Origin of the sequence: Salibacterium aidingense DSM 18341, assembly GCF_000429685.1 — a bacterium.
GTDB classification, from domain to species: Bacteria; Bacillota; Bacilli; order Bacillales; family Marinococcaceae; genus Salibacterium; species Salibacterium aidingense.
Genome location: NZ_AUCI01000009.1, coordinates 12,174 through 32,520, shown reverse-complemented (window position 1 = coordinate 32,520; position 20,347 = coordinate 12,174). Strand labels below are relative to the sequence as shown.

General features: G+C 41.6%; 16 protein-coding genes. 1 reads left to right on the top strand and 15 read right to left on the bottom strand.

The window, feature by feature from the left end:
* Positions 1 to 241: 241 nt before the first annotated feature.
* The 4 genes from G475_RS0110215 to gntK all read right to left on the bottom strand — a co-directional run bounded on the left by G475_RS0110215 (position 242) and on the right by gntK (position 5,202).
* The gene (locus G475_RS0110215; protein ID WP_026701219.1) at positions 242 to 976 is read right to left on the bottom strand and encodes a sulfite exporter TauE/SafE family protein; all 735 of its coding nucleotides are present in this window, start codon (positions 974 to 976) and stop codon (positions 242 to 244) included.
* A 361-nt stretch (positions 977 to 1,337) separates the two neighbouring features.
* On the bottom strand, positions 1,338 to 2,240 hold the full coding sequence (gnd, locus tag G475_RS0110210) for a phosphogluconate dehydrogenase (NAD(+)-dependent, decarboxylating) (RefSeq protein ID WP_026701218.1): 903 nt from the start codon (positions 2,238 to 2,240) through the stop codon (positions 1,338 to 1,340).
* A 24-nt stretch (positions 2,241 to 2,264) separates the two neighbouring features.
* Positions 2,265 to 3,614, bottom strand: coding sequence for a GntP family permease (locus G475_RS0110205; protein WP_026701217.1), 1,350 nt, complete (start codon positions 3,612 to 3,614; stop codon positions 2,265 to 2,267).
* Between the two features lie 22 nt (positions 3,615 to 3,636).
* On the bottom strand, positions 3,637 to 5,202 hold the full coding sequence (gntK, locus tag G475_RS24690; protein WP_051302388.1) for a gluconokinase: 1,566 nt from the start codon (positions 5,200 to 5,202) through the stop codon (positions 3,637 to 3,639).
* Positions 5,203 to 5,408: 206 nt separating this feature from the next.
* Between gntK and G475_RS0110195 the strand changes: the two genes are divergently transcribed.
* On the top strand, positions 5,409 to 6,266 hold the full coding sequence (locus G475_RS0110195; protein WP_026701216.1) for a MurR/RpiR family transcriptional regulator: 858 nt from the start codon (positions 5,409 to 5,411) through the stop codon (positions 6,264 to 6,266).
* Positions 6,267 to 6,398: 132 nt separating this feature from the next.
* On the opposite strand, the gene dgoD is transcribed toward G475_RS0110195, so the two are convergent.
* The 11 genes from dgoD to G475_RS0110135 form a co-directional block, all read right to left on the bottom strand.
* The gene (gene dgoD, locus G475_RS0110190) at positions 6,399 to 7,547 is read right to left on the bottom strand and encodes a galactonate dehydratase (protein WP_026701215.1); all 1,149 of its coding nucleotides are present in this window, start codon (positions 7,545 to 7,547) and stop codon (positions 6,399 to 6,401) included.
* 329 nt (positions 7,548 to 7,876) lie between these two features.
* Positions 7,877 to 8,254 (bottom strand): fluoride efflux transporter FluC, encoded by a 378-nt coding sequence (locus tag G475_RS0110180; RefSeq protein ID WP_026701214.1) that lies wholly within the window; start codon positions 8,252 to 8,254, stop codon positions 7,877 to 7,879.
* The gene (locus G475_RS0110175; protein WP_026701213.1) at positions 8,251 to 8,625 is read right to left on the bottom strand and encodes a fluoride efflux transporter FluC; all 375 of its coding nucleotides are present in this window, start codon (positions 8,623 to 8,625) and stop codon (positions 8,251 to 8,253) included. The genes G475_RS0110180 and G475_RS0110175 overlap by 4 nt, the downstream gene beginning before the upstream one ends.
* A 54-nt stretch (positions 8,626 to 8,679) precedes the next feature.
* Positions 8,680 to 8,880, bottom strand: a complete 201-nt coding sequence (locus G475_RS0110170) for a DUF4083 family protein (RefSeq protein WP_026701212.1) — start codon at positions 8,878 to 8,880, stop codon at positions 8,680 to 8,682.
* Positions 8,881 to 8,982: 102 nt separating this feature from the next.
* A complete protein-coding gene (locus G475_RS0110165; RefSeq protein WP_026701211.1) occupies positions 8,983 to 11,553 on the bottom strand; it encodes a carbohydrate-binding protein in 2,571 nt (856 codons plus the stop codon).
* 12 nt (positions 11,554 to 11,565) lie between these two features.
* Positions 11,566 to 13,653 (bottom strand): alpha-galactosidase, encoded by a 2,088-nt coding sequence (locus G475_RS0110160; protein WP_026701210.1) that lies wholly within the window; start codon positions 13,651 to 13,653, stop codon positions 11,566 to 11,568.
* Positions 13,654 to 13,658: 5 nt separating this feature from the next.
* Positions 13,659 to 14,504 (bottom strand): carbohydrate ABC transporter permease, encoded by an 846-nt coding sequence (locus tag G475_RS0110155; RefSeq protein WP_026701209.1) that lies wholly within the window; start codon positions 14,502 to 14,504, stop codon positions 13,659 to 13,661.
* Positions 14,505 to 14,531: 27 nt separating this feature from the next.
* Positions 14,532 to 15,440 carry a carbohydrate ABC transporter permease gene (locus G475_RS0110150; RefSeq protein ID WP_026701208.1) on the bottom strand — a complete coding sequence of 303 codons (909 nt, stop codon included), beginning with the start codon at positions 15,438 to 15,440 and terminating at the stop codon, positions 14,532 to 14,534.
* A 92-nt stretch (positions 15,441 to 15,532) separates the two neighbouring features.
* Positions 15,533 to 16,843 (bottom strand): ABC transporter substrate-binding protein, encoded by a 1,311-nt coding sequence (locus G475_RS0110145; protein ID WP_026701207.1) that lies wholly within the window; start codon positions 16,841 to 16,843, stop codon positions 15,533 to 15,535.
* Positions 16,844 to 17,003: 160 nt separating this feature from the next.
* A complete protein-coding gene (locus G475_RS0110140) occupies positions 17,004 to 18,536 on the bottom strand; it encodes a response regulator (RefSeq protein WP_026701206.1) in 1,533 nt (510 codons plus the stop codon).
* Positions 18,537 to 18,545: 9 nt separating this feature from the next.
* Entirely contained in the window at positions 18,546 to 20,300 is a 1,755-nt protein-coding gene (locus G475_RS0110135) for a sensor histidine kinase (protein WP_026701205.1), read from the bottom strand.
* Positions 20,301 to 20,347: the final 47 nt, after the last annotated feature.

Below are 20,347 nucleotides of genomic sequence, written 5' to 3'. Positions count from 1 at the left end.
AGAATGTCCGTGAACAATACTGGTTCTAAGAAACGAGGGGCGGGCAGTCCATCACCCCATCCTTGTCCCTGTAGAAGCAGGCATCCGCTGCAGACGGGACGTTTTCACTTCAGAGAACAAGGGCTTCTGCAGAAGATGGTAAATTCAACGCCCGGCACAGGGCATGTACGATTTTAGAAAAGTTCCTTTTTAACATCGTGTCTTACTTGCGCTTGCAAAAGCAGACCGGTCTCCCGGTCTGTCAAGCAAAAATAATTAAATTCAGCCCGGCCAGGGCCACGATAATGCTCGCCAGCTTTTTGATATTTTCCTGGGAAAGGCGTTTAAACCACATCATTCCGAGCCTGGAACCAGCTATGACACTTAGAAAGCCGATGAAAAAGTAAACCAGTAATTCAAGATGGAGGTCCCCGCTGAATCCGTGCAGAAGCAGTGTCACAAGAGCGCTAAGGACAAAGACAGCCTGAATATTAGCGCTGTAGGCATATTTATCTTTACATACCATAAGCAGATAAAATACAAAAAAGGGCCCGCCTACCACGAAAACTCCTCCGATAAAGCCTCCCAGCCCACCAATTACAATGGGGAAAACAGGGTTCTCTGCCTGTTTTCTCTCCTGGGGATTTTTTTGCAGCAGAATGTAGACCACCATTCCAATGAGGACGAAGCCCAGAATCTTCTTCATTGCGTCCATTTCCCCGTAATGGTGAAGGACAAAATAGGCGCCAATTCTTCCGACAATAGCCCCGGTTAATAAATATCCCAGTTTTTTGAAATCAATATGTTTATATACCTTTAAAAAAATGGTAATGCAGGTGACAAGAGCCAGGGCCATCACAAGCAGCGTACTGTCTTTGACTGAAAACAAAAACGGCAGAAAGCTCATCGCAAACAAACCGAATCCAAATCCACTCGCTCCCTGAATAAAACTTCCTATGAATAATACGATAAATACAATGACACCTGTAAGCAGCATAAGTATCTGAAACCTTTCTTTGATGAAACAAAAAGTATATCTCTATTGTACAGGAAAAGACATCCAATGACACTTTTCTTATATATAGAAAGCTCGTCGGAAACAAAAGGGAAGAAAAGGGGCTGGGACAATACGATGGTAAGATAAAAATGGAGCTGGCTATGAAGAAATAAAAAATTCCGAACGATTATTCCATAATTCGTTCGGAACTTTTTGGGCACCCATCCTTCAAAATACTTCGCTTTCCGTGGGCACAGCTCGAATAAAGGAGGTCCGGCTAAGGGCGGTATCTCCTGGAGGGCGCCGATCGGACCCGCATCCTGCTGGCCTTCCACAGAAAAACGTCTTATCTTTTGTCGTGTTATTCTGTTTTTTCGGTAGAGTGGCCCCCGAACTCATGGCGGAGCGCAGCGACGACTTTGCCGGTAAACGTATCTGTTTCCTGGGAGCGGTATCGCATCATGAGAGAGAGAGCAATAACCGGAGCGGCCGCTTCATAATCAAGGGCAGATTCGACGGTCCATTTCCCTTCCCCGGAAGAATGCATAACCCCGCGGATATCCTCCAGGTTCGCATCTTTTTTAAAAGCTTCTCCCATGAGTTCCATCAGCCAGCCGCGGATGACAGAACCATTATTCCAGATGTTTGCAACACCCTCATAGTCATAATCAAAAGGACTTTTTTCCAACAGTTCGAAACCTTCCCCGATAGCTGCCATCATCCCATATTCAATACCATTATGAATCATTTTCAAATAGTGGCCGCTTCCGCCTTCGCCTGTATAAAAATAGCCGTTTTCCACAGATAAATCTTTAAACAAGGGTTCCAACGTTTGATGAAATACTTCTTTGTTCCCTCCTATCATAAAACAGGCTCCGTGTCTTGCCCCGGAAATCCCTCCGCTCGTTCCAACATCAAAGAAGTGGATGCCGCGGGCTTTCATTGTTTTATGATGTGCCATCGTACTTTTATAATGAGAGTTTCCCGCTTCAATAAGGATATCTTCCTTGTCCAGCAGCGGGGCGATTTCTTCGAGTACGTTATCCGTAATATCCCCGGCTGGAACCATCACCCAAATCACTCTCGGGGAGTCGAGTTTTTCCGTTAATTCCTTTAACGAGAAAGCTCCTTCCCCGCCGGCTTCTTCAAAGGTGTCTACAGTACTTTGCTCGACATCAAAAGCGACAGGGGCATGGTCCTTTTCCATCATCTGCAGGCCAATGTTATATCCCATTTTTCCAAGTCCTATTAATCCTACTTTCATAAGCTGTCCCCTCTTTTTTAGAGTTTAAACAAATAGACTAAGCAGCAATGCTACCCCAAATCCAACAAACCCAATAATCGTCTCCATTACCGTCCACGTTTTTAGTGTCTGCTTTTCGGTCAGACCGAAATAGCGGTTGACCAGCCAAAAACCGGAGTCATTTACATGGGAAAACACAGTTGCTCCGGATGCTATTGCAATAACCAGGAGACCGAGCATCGGTTCACTGACATCAAACGATTCAATCAGCGGAGCGACAAGTCCTGCAGCAGTTACCATCGAGACGGTGGCGGAACCCTGAGCCACCCGTACAACCGTCGCTGCAATAAATGCAAAGACGATGAGCGGCATCTGCATGCCTTCCATAGCATCCGCCAGAATATCTCCAATGCCGGAACTGATCAGCATTTCGCCGAAAACGCCCCCGGCGCCGGTAACCAAAATGATAATACCTGCTGGTTCCAAGGCTTTTGTTGTAATCTGCTGTATTTCTTCTTTCTTATACCCTCGTTTTATCCCGAACACATAGAATGTCAGCAGCGCTGCTGCCGTTAGAGCCACAAACGGATGTCCGATAAAAGTTAAAACGGATTGAAGCGTGCTGTCATCGGATAAAACAAGATCTGATGTAGTATTCACTAAAATTAATACCAGCGGCAGGGTGATGATGCTTACCACGCTTATGAAACTGGGGAGATCGCGGTCGTAGTCTACATCTTTTACCTGCTCCATCATATAATCCGGGACTTCTACATGGATTTTGTTTCCGATGTATTTCCCGAAAATTGGACCGCCAATAATCATAGCGGGCAGACCGGCAATAGCACCGAACAGGATCACCCAGCCCAGGTCCGCATCAATAATCGAGGCCACAGATATCGGCCCCGGCGTTGGCGGTATAAAACTATGTGTAACCGCAAGGCCAGCAAGCAGCGGGATTCCAAAATGCAAAAGAGACTTTTTAGTTTTCTGTGTCAAGCTGTAAATAATCGGAATAAGAATAACCAGTGCAACATCCAAAAAGACTGGAATGGACACAATGAAACCTGTCAGCCCCATGGCCCAGGATACATTTTTCTCACCAAATTTATCCATTAAGGTGATCGCAAGACGTTCCGCTCCTCCAGATACACGAAGCATTTCACCGAACATCGCACCCAGTCCAATAATAACGGCAATGAACCCGAGGGTGCCACCCATTCCTTCTTCAATGGTTGTAATTATCTCTCCCGGAGGCATTCCTACAGCCAGTCCAACCAATAGACTGACCAAGAGCAGAGCAATAAAGGCCTGCAATTTTGTTCTCATGACTAAAAATAAAAGTGCAATCACCGCAAGGACGGCTACAATGACTAATCCTGCTGTGGATTCCATTTTTCGTTTCCCCTTTCGATTGTTAATCTGTAGATGAAAGTGTCCTCTCCCCTGCTGCATGCTTACGTTGAACTTCTGCTATCGCCTGAAATTCACTGTGAAGCCCTCTCGCCAATCGAAGGAAGATCGGCTTAATGTCCCGGTAGGCCGTTACATTTTCTTCTATAGGTTGATGTCTGATATTCGTTTTAATAATCTCCTGGACACTGGAGAAATCCTGGATGATATTCAGTGATTTCATTGCCAGCCAGGCTGCCCCGAAGCAGGAACCTTGATGGCTTTCTGGAATCACAATTTCCTCTTCAAATATATCCGCCATCATCTGGCGCCAGAGTTCGGATCGGGCAAAACCTCCGCCGGCACGGTATTCCGTTGGCTTAACTCCTGCTTCTATCAAAGCAATAACCACAGAATACATCTGATACATGACACCTTCGAGCACACTTCTTACCATATGATCCCTTCCATGAGACAACGTCAGGCCGAAAAATACTCCTTTCGTGTCGGAATCCCAGAAAGGAGCACGTTCTCCCATTAGATACGGAAGAAACAGGAGACCATCCGCCCCGGGTTTTATTTTTTCAGCTCTGGCAGTCAGCTCCTCATATCTACTGTTTCCTTTTCCATCTGCTTCGTCTTTCTGCTCAGGAAAAAGCTGATCTTTGATCCACCGGAACGCAATTCCCCCGTTGTTAATCGGACCGCCGATAACCCACTGGTTTTCCATCAGCTCATAACAAAAAATCCGGCCTTTCGGATCAACAGCTGGTTCATTAACCACTGTTCGTATCGCCCCGCTTGTTCCGATTGAACAGGCGACCTGTCCCGGTTCTATTGCACCTGCTCCAATATTAGCCAGCACTCCGTCACTGGCTCCTGCAATAAACGGAGTCTCTTTTGGAAGATTGAGCCTGGCTGCAGCGCTTTCCTGTAAACCTCTTAAAATATACGTAGTAGGAACCAGCTCAGACAATTGATCTTCCCTGATGCCTGCTGTTCTTAACGCGCCTTCGTCCCACTGTTTCGTTTGTAATTCAAATAACCCCGTTGCTGAAGCGATGGAATGGTCGACAATGAACCGATCAAATAATTGATAAATAATATATTCTTTAATAGAGATCCATTTGGCAGCCTTTTCACAGACGTCCGGCTGATATTTTTGAAACCACATCAGCTTCGTAAGCGGAGACATCGGATGGATCGGTGTGCCTGTTCGTAAATAAATGTCGTGTCCGCCGCTTTCTTTCAGCTCTTCTGCTTCTTTCACGGAACGTTGATCGGCCCACGTAACAGCATTGGTCAGAATCTTTCCTTCCCCATCCAAAGCCAGAAGACTGTGCATGGCCGCGCTGAATCCTACTCCTGCCACCACAGCGCCTTTGTTCTGAACTGTATTTATTACAGAAGCAAGCGTTTTCTCAACCGCTTCCAAAATCTCTTCAGGATCCTGTTCCTTCCAGGCTGGATCCGGTGAATAAAGCGGATATTCCCGTTCTACTTCTGCCCATATTTCCCCTTCTGTATCATAAGCCAGACTTTTTGTGCTTGTCGTACCAATATCCAGCCCAATCACGATTTGTTTGCTCATAGTTATCCCTCACGTTTCTGCAAACATAAAACCGTTTCCAGTTTCATTTATTATTTATTAAATTTTTTTTCTTTCAGTCACATTATACATGAAATTTTTTTCGAATCAATAGATACAAATGAAAAATTTTTTATCGTTATTCTTTTATTGAAAATTTTTTTCGTATAAACTATACAGTATACCCAATGATAAAGGAGCATAGCGTGATGACAGAAGAAAATACGACTCATGTGCTGCACCGCATTCGCTCTTCCCATAGGCAGTTAAGTGAGAAAGAACGGTTAATTGCTGATTATATTCTTCAGTATCCGGAATCGATCATCCATTCCACGATTAATCAGGTAGCGGACGATTTAATGGTGGCGGATGCCACGGTTTTTCGTTTTTGCAAAAGACTGGGGTTTAAGGGATATCAGGCTATGAAAATAGCACTCGCTTCAGAGTTGGTACATCCCATTCAAGATATTCACGAAGAAATCAACGAAGAGGATTCCGAGATGGAGATTATGGCTAAAGTATTTCAGTCTAATGTAAATGCGATCCAGTTCACAAAGGATATACAGGAAACTTCCAGGTTTCAGGAAGTGCTTTCCCATATCCTTCAAGCACGTCAGCTTCATTTTTACGGAAACGGCGGCTCAGGAATCACGGCTCTGGACGGCCAGCATAAATTTATCCGCACAGGCGTGCCGTGTTTTGCTTATACCGATACCCACCTGCAGCTGATGGATGCGTCCCAGTTGAACAGCGAAGATACAGCATTCTTTATTTCCCACACTGGGTCGAATAAAGACCTGCTGGAAGTATTAGAAGTTGCAAAGCAGAGTGGGGCGGTCACAATCGGGATCACGAATTTGGCTAAATCGCCGCTGAGCAAACAGGTGGATGTCTGTCTGTATACCACCTCCGAGGAGACAGAATATCGGTCCGAGGCCCTGTCCTCACGAATAGCAGAACTGTCTCTGCTGGATGCCCTGTATGTCAATTACAGTGTAAAAAAACAGGAGCAGACGCAGCAGGCCGTAACCAAAATGCGGGAAGCAATTTCCAGACGCAGAATGTAGAAAAGTAAAGTGAGGATTTAGCGGAATAAATGTCCTCTTGCCTGGCTGTTTTCTCCAAAAAGCCACTATTTACAGGAACCGCTTCTGCTTCAAAAAATCCGCCGCTGATGACAAGTCAGCGGCGGATTTCTTTTACCATTCTGCAATACTGCCGTCAGCGTGGCGCCAGACTGGATTTTTCCAATTGTGGCCTTCGGCTGCCCGTTCTCTCACATAGTCTTCATTGATTTCTATACCAAGTCCTGCTCCCTGAGGGATTCTAACATGGCCGTTCTCGTAGTTAAATACATGGCGGTCTTTAATATAGTCCAGTAGATCATTTTCTTTATTGTAATGAATTCCAAGGCTCTGCTCCTGGATAAAAGCGTTGTGGGAGGTAGCATCCACATGCAGGCAGGCAGCCAGGGCGATCGGGCCGAGCGGACAATGCGGCGCGACCGCAACGTCATATGCTTCTGCCATCGATGCAATCTTTTTCGTTTCTGTAATACCGCCGGAATGAGACAAATCCGGCTGTATGATATCAGCATATCCATCTTCCAAAAGCGGTTTGAAATTCCACCTTGAAAACATTCTCTCGCCCGTCGCAATCGGGATGTGAGTATGATTGGCAATATCCCGGAGTGCTTCGTTGTTTTCCGGGACCACCGGTTCTTCTAAAAACATCGGACGATGAGGTTCTAATTCTTTTGCCAGCACTTTCGCCATGGGTTTATGCACCCTGCCGTGGAAATCGACACCGATGCCGACGCCTTTCCCGACGGCTTCCCGGACCGCTGCAACCCTTTCAGCAACGGCATCTATTTTTTCATAGGAATCGATATACTGCAGTTCTTCCGTTCCATTCATTTTTATTGCCGTAAATCCGGTGTCTGCCGCATTTTTCGCAGCTTCTCCCACATCTGCCGGCCGGTCCCCGCCAATCCAGGAATAAACACGGATCGAATCCCGGCATGCGCCGCCCAGCAAATCATAAATGGGAGCGTTATAGTATTTCCCTTTAATATCCCACAACGCCTGATCAATACCAGCAAGGGCACTCATCAGAATCGGCCCGCCGCGATAAAAACCAGAGCGGTACAACATGTTCCAGTGATCTTCTATCCGAAGGGGATCCCGGCCATCTATGTATTCCATCAATTCTTCCACAGCTGCTTTGACCGTATGGGCCCGCCCTTCAATCACCGGCTCTCCCCATCCAATAAGTCCTTCATCCGTCTCGATTTTCAAAAATAACCATCTTGGCGGGACCTGGAATAGTTCATACCCTGTAATTTTCACTATACACCTCTCCTTTGTTCCTTATTAAGGAACGCTGTTCTTTTTATATCATAAAATGTAAGAATTGCTACACATTATAGGACTCGTCCCAATACCTGTCAATCAGGGATATACGCTTCTATTCGTCCGAAAGCCTTTCCAGCCGCGTGTTTTCCTTCCATAGGAAACCAGAAGAGTCGTTCGTTTTCAAATACCGAACCTGTCACCCTGATCCCTGCTATAACAACTTTTGGATACACCAAGCTTATTGAACCACTATTCCGTCAGGGTCTCCTAAACGTAAAGCGCTCTATCGACCGATCGCTCAGAAACGGAGTTCTTCCATTTCATCAGCCTCCTATCCACAATCCTGTCCCAAAACTAAGGAAAGCTCCGCCAACGGATAACCCCGTATATATTAATAAAGTCGGATATTCTCTTTTTTCCAGCAAATGAAACGCCTCCATGCTGAATGTGGAAAACGTTGTAAATGCACCAAAAAAACCAACACCGCCGAAAAGAAACCACGGGTCGGTATAAGCCTCTGCCGGTATCCCTCCATAGAATCCGCCAAAAAAAAGACCAAGGCCGAAAGAACCGGCAATATTAACGAACAGCATCGGGATCGGAAACGGTATGGTGGACTGAAATCGTCCAAACCATTTTCCAAGCAGGTAGCGGCATATCGCTCCGAGCGCTCCTCCTGCCGTCAGACACAATGCTGTCATAGGTGCTCCCCTCCTGCTTTCTGCCCGGCAGCAAACCCTATCATAGCAAAAATAATCCCAAGAAACAGCGTAACGAACATATACCATACCGCCGGAGCTATCATCTGCCCGGTGTAGAGATCCACCGTATCTGCAGCAAAAGCAGAAAAGGTCGTGTATCCGCCGCAAAGACCGACGCCCAATCCAGCTTTGACCCAATCCCGCGGGGTTTTCACTGCAAACCAGCCGGACAGCAGTCCAAGCAATAGGCTTCCTGTGATATTTTCGATCATCGTTCCAACTGGAAAATCAGCGGGAAGCTGCGTGTTTATAATATAACGAAGATATGTACCCGCTGCTCCACCTATCCCAACCGCTATTACATTTTTCATGTTTGCCACACCTTCACTTTTTGAGCGAGTATAGGTTTATCATACTCCTTTCCTTTACTTCCGAAAACCATCTTCTTTTTCAAGAAGAGAAATAATCTTGTCCAGTTTTTCATTCATTTCTTCTGATTCTCTCTGTTTCCGCTTTTTCTGGAGAAATTGCATAATCAGCAGCGCTACAAGAACAAGGACAACCGCAATAACAGCAAACGTGAGCAGGGAAAATAGCACATCTCCCCAATACACTGCTTCCGGCATTCTTGACCTCCCCTTTTTCTAAAAATATCCATTTCATTGTACCATGATTGACCAAAGAAAAAGAGAGGCCAAAACCTCTCTTTTTCAGCTGCTTTAGTTGTTTTATTGATTACGAACGATTTTAATTTGATCAATATTGGGAGCGTAAGCCTCTTCATTTGAAAATTCAATAGTATTGTTTCCTTGATTCAATGAAACGTCCACCACTTTTTCTCTGTAACTATTCCAGCCATAGGTTGTTCTAAAATAACGGCGCTGCGATTCTTCCTCATTTACGGTAATATCGGCATACCGGTCTACCACGTCAAGATTATAGTCATGTCCTTCCCATCTTTCATCATTCGCATAACGTACAATCATTTTATAATCTCCTGCAACCGAAACTTCGATATCTTCAAAAATCAGCGTATTTTCTGCACCGTTCCCAATATCTTCTACATATCTGCCGTTGCTTGCATAGGGATCTTTTTCAATCATTACATCTCCTGCCGCCCTATTTTCTTCCGCTTCATAACTTTGCTGATTATTCAAGCTGCTGTTTTCGACCACTACATGATCAATAGACACGGGAACTTCCTCTCCTGCATCTTTTTGCAATTTCACTCTATTAATCCCTTTTTCCAAAAATAATTCTTTCGTATGCAAAGCACCTGCTCTATTTTCACTGAATGACATGTTTTTAAGCCTATCGTTATTTACATATAGGTTTAATTTATAATCCTCTCTTTTTTTGGCTGCTTCCTCTAATAAATATTGAAAATTTAACTCGTGCACCGCGTTTTCATCCGCATAGATAACAAATTCCAAACTTGCTTCTTCCTGGCTGAAACTAACTACCGCATTTCCTTTATTTTTTTTAGGCCGATAATCTATTTCAGCAGCACCGGACAGGGTTTGATCCTCAGCCTCGTAGAGTACTGCGGCGTCCTCTTTTACCGGTTGAAGGTCAATCTTATCCAAGGTCACTCCTCCGCCTTCTGTGCCTCCGATTGATTCAGCATAACGACCGAACGTGATGTCATTTTCGCCTTTTTCAAGTTTTAATTCGACTTGTTTAGTTCCGAAAAATGTCCAGTCTGGCGTAGGTTGATAGTCAATGAATTCCCAGTCTTGATCATTGACTTTCATTATTTGCTGAGCCATACTTCGTGTCCCGTTTCCATAAAAAATGTCCATCGTGTACCTTCCTGCTTCCGGAACGTTTACCTGAAAATTAACCCTGCTGTCATCATAATCAATATATCCGACATGTTCTTCACCGGATGATGCATTTTCTCCAGGGTTTTCCAAAGAACCGCTTGGAACAGTCCGGGCATTTATCAATTCTGCATCTTCGGCTTCAAATGTTCCTTTCCAATATTGATCATTACTGTCTTTATCTTTTGTTTTTGGGGATACCTGTATTTGATAAGCTGCCATTGGGTCCATATTTTCAACTGGAACAGTTATTTTTCCATTATTGACTTTTCGTGTTTTCTGATACTGCAGATCAGGTTTACCCTGTTCGCCTTTATGACCACTCCAATCGGTTGCTTCTACTTTCACATTTACCTGCTGGTTGTTGTTCGTTAATTCATTAAGCCCTTCTATTTCAACATCGGCTTGTCCGTTTGTCCCTCCCAAAATCACTCGGGCCTGCCTTTTTTCACTATCCAACGAAGCAATTCCCTGCAGTCCTGCTTCATTCCTCTCAGGAGGGGTTACTTTGACTGTCTCTCCTGTCATCTGGCCGTACCATTTATACAGCCACCATGCTCCGTTAGGGACATTTGTTTCTGCTGCCAGATCATTCAGATTTCCGGCAATGTGCCAGTAGGCTAAAGAAGCATCCACTTTAGAATTTTCAAATCTCGTCATCCATTGGACCAATTGACCCGGGGTGGACAAGTCCATAAACTGAGCATATTCATTAATAGATATTTCTCTTTCTTCAATTTCTAATTGATTTTCTATCGCCCTATAGCTGTCATATCTATCATACCACCCTTCATAAAAGTCGTTAGACAATTCATGCCAACTTGTTATATCAGGGAGGACATCATGTTTTGCTGCGAACTCATAGAAATCTTCAAAAAATTCTTCATTATAATTAGCAGTGTTGGGCCCAACTATCGGAGTGTCTGGATCCCTTTCTCTAATAAAATGATATATTTCTTTCCAATCTTCGAAAAACTCCGTTTTTTTCTCTCCTTCCATAGAATACCAAATATAATCAGGTTCATTAAAAGGGACATAAGCAAATTTGTCTTGTTGGGGATGCTGTTTGACCTTTGTAACGACTTCATCGACGATATCTTTATATTCTTCCAGACCAATGTCCTCATACGGCCATTCTTCCAGACGATCCTGGATATAAATTTGAATCTGTTTTCCTCCAGCATCCGCATAACTTTCAGCCACATCCAGAGCATCTCCATTTGGATGCTGCAAACCATCGGGTGCCTTTTGGGCAATAACCTGCGGGCTGAGGGGAGCTATTAAATTTTTACTTGGATTATCTTTATCCCCCAATCCATATAGAAAACCGGATGCACCGTGTCTAATTTCGCCGGTACTGCTTGATAGATCAACTTTTAACACCTCCCCCTCTTCCGCTTTGACGGTGTCATTAGTGCCAATTGCCCCTGCAGCCATAATCAAACTTAATGCTGCTAATGTTAATCGTTTTTTCATAAGAAACCCCTTTCAAAAAATCTCGATTTCCAGCAGGCGTGCACTATATTTGGTTGGAATATTTACTATAATATTATTTTTTTCCTTCACCCCCCTTTCCCAATTAATATCCGCTTCTACTGGATACTTCAGCTGAATATCCACTTCTTTGTTTTGAATAGAATCGAGGGGAATCGTAAAGGAAGATTCTTCTCCGTGTATCCTCCATATTGCAAGGTAGAGATGACTGTCATATATTAAAGCAAAACTCATCCAAGCATCGTCCCAATCTGGAATTCCTGTCGGCCAAACCGGCTCAGCCATAGGAATGACCGCTCTTATTTCTTTATAACATGCGATAGCTTCTTTAATCAGATCAAACGCTGTGGAATTAATCTGTGATAATTCTCCACTTTGGTGAATTCTTACAAGCATACTGTTTATCATGTTAAAAGCAACAGCCTCAAATTCAGCATCTTTTAATGGATAAGACCACACTGCTGCCTGTTCCGGTGTCACCAGCGTGGCGGAGGATGCAGCAATAATGCCGTTTTTAATATAATCCGTCTGATCGCTGGTAGATTGAACAGAATGCCGCTGTAATAAGGCGTAGTCCATTCTCATGCCGCCGCTTCCGCAGTTTTCGATTATAAGATCAGGGAATTTTTGAAAGATATAATCCAGCCATGTCAAATAGGCTCGGTTATGTTCCAGCAAACCATCTCCAAAACTGTCAGCCTTTATTTCTGTGCCAATTCCTGCATTAATGTTATAATCCATTTTTATATATCCTATGTCATATTCGTTGACTAATCTTTCTACGACACCAGTTGCATAGTTTCTCACTTCCAGGTTTCTGAAATCGAGCTGGTAGCGGGAATGATCAATAACCCTCCGGCCGTGGCGGCAGAAAAACCAGTCATCCGGAACGTTGGCCGCTATCTTACTGTTAATCCCCATGACCTCTATTTCAAGCCATAATCCCGGAATCATATCTCTTTTTTTGATCTTGTCTATCACTTCCGTAATGCCTCCTGGAAATCTAACAGTGGAGGGATACCATTCACCTACCTCATCCCACCATTTCCCATCGGCATACCAGCCGCAATCGATACAATAAATTTCACACCCTGCTTCTGCAGCGGCATCTACAAGCGGCAGCAGTTTTTCCGTGGTCGGATCACCAAACAAACAGTTCATGTAATCATTGAAAATGACAGGAAGTTTTTTATTGTCCCAGTTGTCGCGTCTAATCGCTCTTCGATAATTAGTCAGCGACTGAAGAGCATCCTGCATTCCTCCTTCTACAACCCCCGCTGCAACAGGCACGGTTGAAAAATGTTCTCCGGGATGTAAAGATTTCCACCAATGGTTTTCAGCTTCCGAAGGACCGCTGCATTGAAGATAAAGCATCCTTTTAATATCACTAATTTCCCAATGCCAGGAACCATTGTGTTCAATTTGCCAAAATAACGTATTGCTTGATGGCATTTTTTCTAATATTCCTACAGGAGCAAATTCTGAGGAAGACCATGTTCCGGTATTGGTTACATGAATTCGTTTCATCGAAAAATCGTTAACAGGGTAATATCCCATTTCCTTCAGAGTGCAGGCTTTCCAATTCCCTTCCCCGTACCATGTGTTGTGTGGAAGATAAAGCATCATATCCTGAGCCTCGGTTACTTCCCCAACCCCGGTCCATGCAAACGAAGACACATATTCAATACCCAGTGTAGAGTCCCCTTCATTGCCTAATTCCGTCCAAGTCCGGATGATTGGAATATCGTTATAAAATTGGGCATGCCACGTGACGTTCAGCAAAGACTTTTCATCTTTCATTATTATTTTTAGTCTTTTTCCAACAGCAGTATTAAATAAATCATGTCGCACAAATATTAACCGTGCCCCAGGCATTGTACCAGTATGTTTCATGCTATGATGATCATTCTGGTTCTCACCGGAAACCTGAACTTCAACTAATCTTCTTACATTTTTCTGAGATTCGGCCAGATCTTCGGTGAGAGGGGAGTGATCAAAATGTAGCAGCCTGACATCCTTCTCTTCCGTGACTTCAATTGTCAAAAATAATCCGTTTTCTTCCATTTCAATCCTTTCCGACATTGTCATCATCCTTTCACTGCTCCAGCAGCCATTCCCTCTATGAGATAACGCTGAATATAAACAAAAACAACCAGCACCGGTAGTACGCTCAAGACAGAAGCTGACATAATACTTCCCCAGTCTGTTCCGTAAATTCCCTGAAAGAGCATAATACCCGGCGTAAGGGTGGTTAGTTCGGAATCGTTAATAAAAACGTAACCGAACATAAATTCATTCCATGCATTGACAAACGCATATAATCCCGTAGCAATGACTCCAGGAATCGAAATCGGCAGTACAATTCTAATAATGGTAGCAATTTTTGAACATCCGTCCATTTCCGCGGCTTCTTCTAAATCAGTTGGAATAGAAGCAAAGAAACTTGTAAGCATGAAAGAACATAACGGGATTGTAAATGTAGTATACGCCACAATTAAAGACAAATGGGTGTTTAAAATACCATATTGATTCATAATGACGTAGAGTGGGATCAGCAGTAACACCGGAGGAACCATCTGGGATAAAAGCATCGTAAAACTCACCAGCTTTACCCCGCTGTATTTCATGAATCGACTCAACGTATATCCGCTGAATATCGAAACTACTATCGATAGAAAAGTTGCGGAAAAGGCAACAATAACACTATTTTGAAAAAAGGTGAGAAACGGCGTATTTGTTAACACGTTTGTAATGTTTTCTAATGTCGGGTTTTCAATCCATAACGTGGGATTCGTGCTCCGTATTTCCTCGCGCGGCCTTAATGCAGTTAAAGCCATCCATATAAAAGGAAATAAGCAAAACAGGGTGAACAAAACCAATGTTAAATACGTCAATATCTTCAAGACAATTTTCATTTTACGGCTGATGAGCATTCCGTCCTTCGCTCCTTCCCCCATTGTTTACCCTTTGTTTTTCGTTGAAGTGTACAGGTAATACATGATAAACACAAGCAGCATGAAAGCCAGCATCATGGAGGAAAGAGCCGACGCGATACCCACATTAAACTCCTCCATAGCGAATTTATAAATCATAATCGGAAGCGTTTCTGAAGCCCTGGCAGGACCGCCTTGTGTCATAATCCATATAAAATCAAAGTTGATAAATGTCCATATAACATGGATAAAGATTAAAACCATTGAAACACTCTTAAGCTCAGGTAAAATTATCTTACGAAAACGAGTAATAATACCCGCACCATCTATTGCTGCAGCCTCTACCATTTCTCTATTTACGGCTTGTAAAGCCGCAAGAAAGCAAATAGTATAAAAAGGAAAACTTCTCCAAATATTAACGATAACAACTGTTAACAAGGAAGTATCTTTTTCCCCCAGCCAATAATATGGTTCATCAATAATGCCGAGGTCTGCCATCCAAATGTTTAATACGCCATAATCCGGAGTAAGCATCCATGTCCAGGTCATCCCTGCGATAACAATAGGTACGACCCACGGAATAATGATAATTCCCCGGAAAATGGCCCTGCCTTTTATTTTCTGATTTAATGCTAAAGCGGAAGTAATCCCTAGTACATACTCCCCTGTGACAGACAGGACGGTCCAACCAATTGTATTCCATAAGGCAGGTATAAAATTGGGATTCTGAAGGACACTGATATAATTATCTAAACCTGCAAATCCCTGAGTTTCGGGATTAATAAGATTTTTTATCTGAAAACTGTCCCACAAAACCGTAAACAACGGATATGCTACGATAAACAGGAAGAACAATAAGGCAGGAAGAATAAAAGCATAAGCTATTAGTTTTGATCTGGTTTCTCGCTTTAAAGTCCTATTTTCTCTGTTATTCATGTTTTATACACCCTAACCGGAAACAAGTGATACATAATATTGTGTAATGAAACGGGAAGGGAGAACCACTTCCCCCTTCACCGAACGTTAAATTATTCTTCACTAAATTCACCATTCTTCTGAAGTGTATTGTTGATTTCTTCTGATAGGAATTCAGCGGCTTCTTGCGGGTCTTCATCGTTAACCAATACCATAGCAAGTGCATCTTCCATGGCGTTTGTAATACCTCCGAGCGAAACCTGAGGAAATGCTGTACCAATTTCGGTTAACTCATTAAAACTCTGCCCCCAATCGTCTTCCCCCTGGACATCGGAAAGAGGAGAATCATCAGTGTTTACTTCGCTTTGAAATTCTTCGCTTAACATGAATTTAGCAAACTCCCAGACCTCATCCGGATGTTCTGTATTTTCATATAAATAAAATGGACTTATTTCTAAAAATGTGGCTTCTACCTCATTGGCCGGCGGCGAAGTAACACTTACATTGTCCTCGTCTATGGCACCTTCGCTATTTATTGTGTCTCTGATCCACGGACCATTGATAACCATGGCGTACTCTCCTAATGCAAAGTTTGTATCTTCTTCCTGCCATGTCCAGGCGCTTGCGTTGGAGTTAATTAACCCGTTATCGAGCATGTCTTTATAAAATTGAAAAACCTCTGTGGCTCGTTCCATTTCATCGGAATTTTCTTGCCACGTATTTTTAAACATTCCACCTTCCATTTCGGCAGCTAATTCCAGATCATTTTGTGCTAAATACATAATCAATTCCTGCGGAGCACGTTCCCCTGCTCCGGCAATGCCAAATGCTTTTTTTCCTGTCGCTTCTTCTATTTGACCGTCCATATCCATTAATTCATCCCACGTTTCTGGCGGCTCATCGATGCCACTTTCATTTAGCATTTTTTCGTTATAAACGAGACCTCTGTTTCCTAAATAATTTGGCACCGCTTTCAATTCGCCGTCTATCGTAAGCGATTCTAAAACATTATCTGGAATTTGATCGCTTCCTTCCCAGTCCTCTACATAATCCGTTAAATCCATCAATGCTCCAAATCCGTTAAATTGGCCCAGCCATTCTCCTAAACCCCAACTAATGTCAGGCGCATCATTTGCGTTAATGGAAGTGACCAAGTTATCGTACATTTGATCAAAATTAATTTCCTGCACGTCAATCGTAATGTCAGGATTTTCTTCCTCATACTGGTTAATCATTTCTTTGCTCGATTCAGCTTTTTGCGATCCTGGATCCCATGCTGCCCAATAATCAATGACTATGTCCTCACCGCCCCCTTCCTGGTTGTTGTCTTTACCACTTTCCTCCGATGATCCGCCACACGCACCCAGCAATAAGAGAAATAAAAACGATGGAATAATACTTATTTTCCACAACCTTTGAGCCATGACTGAGCCCCCTTTTACTTTTTACCATATGTAAATCGTACTGTTCATTTAGATAATACGAAATGAGATAAAATTCAGTTTATTGTTTGAAATGTTACTATCTAATTGTGTACGACACATAAAAGAAGTTTGCGAATGATCGCAAACTTCTTTCAAAGATTTATTTTTCTTTTAATTGAGAACGATATAAACTGGGTTGATACCCTGTATACTTTCGAAAAACCTGACTGAAATATCTTTGATCCCTATAACCAACTAATTCAGCGATTTCATAATTTTTCAGTTCACTCTCTTTCAGAAATATTTTAGCTCGTTCTAATTTAATTCGGGTTAGAAATTCTCCGAAATTTTCTCCCGTTCTTTCTTTAAACAGGGAACAAAAATAGTTTTTGCTAACATAGAATTTATCAGCAATGACTTGCAGATTCACCGTGTCATAATTTTTTTCGGTATAATCCTTAATAAGTGTAATTAGTTCCTCATTTGTTTTATGAAACGTGAACATTTCCGTTAGCACTTTCAGCGCCGCCTTTAGAAATGCAGAGGCTTCCCGCCATTGCAATTCCAACATTAAACTTTCAAAATGCCTTATATGGTTTTGATATTCTGCATTTTCCTGTCCCAGCCTATCCAATTTCCTCTTAAACAAGTTAACATAATGCTCCCATTCTTTAATTCGTGTATTGTCGTATTTTTGAAATACCGTATTAAAAGTATCTTCCAATATCGAAGCATAATGTTTCGATTTAGATTTCACAAAACAATCTGTTATTCTTAATAAATCGTCCCACATGTTTTTAATCTCACTATTTCCTTGTTCCAATGGTTCTATTCTATGATCTGGATGCAAGGTCAACTGATTCATATTATGCTTGGCTTCTTGGTACGAATCCGGTAAATCGATTAATTTCTTTTTGAGGGTGCTCCCCCCTGCCTTCATGTTTCCATTAGTTTTTAAAAACGAAAGGCCTTTCAAAATGGATCCTATGGATAGGGTCTCTTTGGAGTTGACTAGTATGACATATTCGTTAATGCTAAGTCTATTGGTGAATAAAATCGTCTGATGAATCGGAATTATGGATGATAACAGCTTTTTCACATTATCATTGAAAAATTCTTTCTCTTCCTGCTGATCAAATAGTTTTATTATTATTGTGAAATAATTGGATTCAGGGAGGTAAATATTCAACTGGTCAGCTCGAACATATAGTTCATTTACATCTGTATACCTTTCATATAAAATTTTTGATAAAAATTCTTCCTGGATTAACGATTTTGCATTTTCCATCCACGCTTTGTTTTCTTTTGATATCCTTTTTTCTTCCAGCAGTTTATGATGGGCGGAAGTTAAAACCTCTGCAATTTTCATTTCATCAATCGGCTTTAAAATGTAGTCAAACGCATTCATTAAGAACGCCGGGCGGGAATAACTGAAATCGCTATAGCCGCTTAATACGATTATTTTTCCTGGAAACCCCTCATTTTTTAGTTTTTCCATAAAAGTTAAACCGTCGGAAAACGGCATTTTCATATCTGTCATTATTATATCCGGGCGATCCTCCATTACTTGATGGAACGCTTCATTTCCGTCATAAGCATGTCCCGATACTGCCATGTTTATTAATTTTTGCGAAATAATATTTTGAACATAATCGTGGACATATGCTTCGTCATCTACAATAAGAACCCTCATTTTAAACACTCACTCCTTTAGGGGAATGGTTAATTTCACACATGTCCCTTTCTCCCTTTTACTTTTCAATGTTAAACCATAGTTTTCTCCGCATAGCAATTGAATTCGTTGATGTACATTTTTCAGTCCAATCGACACGTATTCTTTCTCCGAAAAGTACATGTCTTTGATAACGCTTTCAAGTCGTTGTTTAGACATCCCCTTTCCATTATCAGAAATTCTTATTACTAATACTTTTTTATGCTCATTTTTTGTAAATGAAAGTTTCAACAGTCTTTTTTTCTTATTGCTGTTAAATAGCCCATGCTCAATGCTATTTTCTAATATTGGCTGTAAAATGAATTTGGGTATTATACAGTTTTCGATTTCAGAAATAGAGTGCATTATTATTTTAAGAGAGTTTGGAAAACGTTTATTTATAATCATTAAATAATTTCGAACGTGCATAATTTCCTGCCTTAAGGTCACTCTTTCGTTTTCAATATGGGTATTATATTGATACATATTGCTTAAACCAGTAGCGATAAGTTCTATTTCCGGCGTATTTTTTTCATTTGCTTTCGCAGCAATCATCTGCATAGAATTATATAGGAAATGAGGAGATATCTGGGCTTGCAGTGCTTTCACCTGTGTTTCTTTATTTTTTAGCTGCATTTTCAAATCATGCTCTATTAAATATTCCATTTTTTCAGCCATGCTGTTAAATCCTTCTGCTAAATGACCTACTTCATCTTTCGTTTCCACTTGAGTTCTTGTACCAAGGTTACCCTTTTCTATTTCACCCATTTTTTTTCTTAAATTTACTATGGGTTTCGTAATGTTGTAACTCATTAATAAGGACATAGTAATAGTCAGTAAGATAGAAAAAAAGATCAGACTAATTGCTGTATTTCTCACAATAATGATCTGAGGGTTTATATCGTACTTGTAATTCAATCGCAAATTCCCGTCTAACAGCTCCGTTTCTATGGTATAATCTTTGTCCCTACCCCCTTGTATATTGTTTGACCTAGTCTGGTAAACTATATTCCCCGAAGAATCATATACTGTTGCTACACCATTATGGAACAGGTTATAGGCTTCTACAGTATTAGCTAATATTGATTTATCCATATCAAAAATTATCATTCCTACATTTTCTTCCCGGAGTTTTATCGGAGCAACATACTGAAATATAGAAAAACCATACACACTTTGATTGTAAACTCTTGTATAAGGATTTCTAGCTGAGCGATTCTGTATATTTATATATCTTTCTAAAAAATACGAATGATCCATTTTGACCACTGGTGTTCTTCCACTTGGAAGCAGTCTGCCTACAATATTCTGAGTGCTGTCTACAATATACATTCCCTGTACTTGATCAAACTGATGATAACTATACATATTTTGAAGGTAAGCTTTTGCTTGTATACCTACATCTGGATCGATCCCTTTTTCTTTATATTTAATTTTTCGTAAATTTTCTAACAATTCAGTGTTGGAATGTATCTGATAGGAACTTTGCAATAAATTCTGATAAAGTTGTTCGACTCTCCAAGACAAGTCCATATTAATGCGTTCTGAAGCAATTAATTCATCATCTTTGATTTTTTGGGAGGTAAGATTAAGTATAATAGCAGCTAAAATAATAATTGGTATGATAGTAGTGAGAATAATTCCAAAAAAAAATTTAACCCTTATTTTTTTTATTTGGAAACGTTCGAAACCATTTATCAAACGTCTTGAAACAAACTTAAACGTTTGTTTTTCAGTATTATTCATCAATAAAAACCTCAATGAAAATAAAGGGAGTATATTAACTCCCTTTA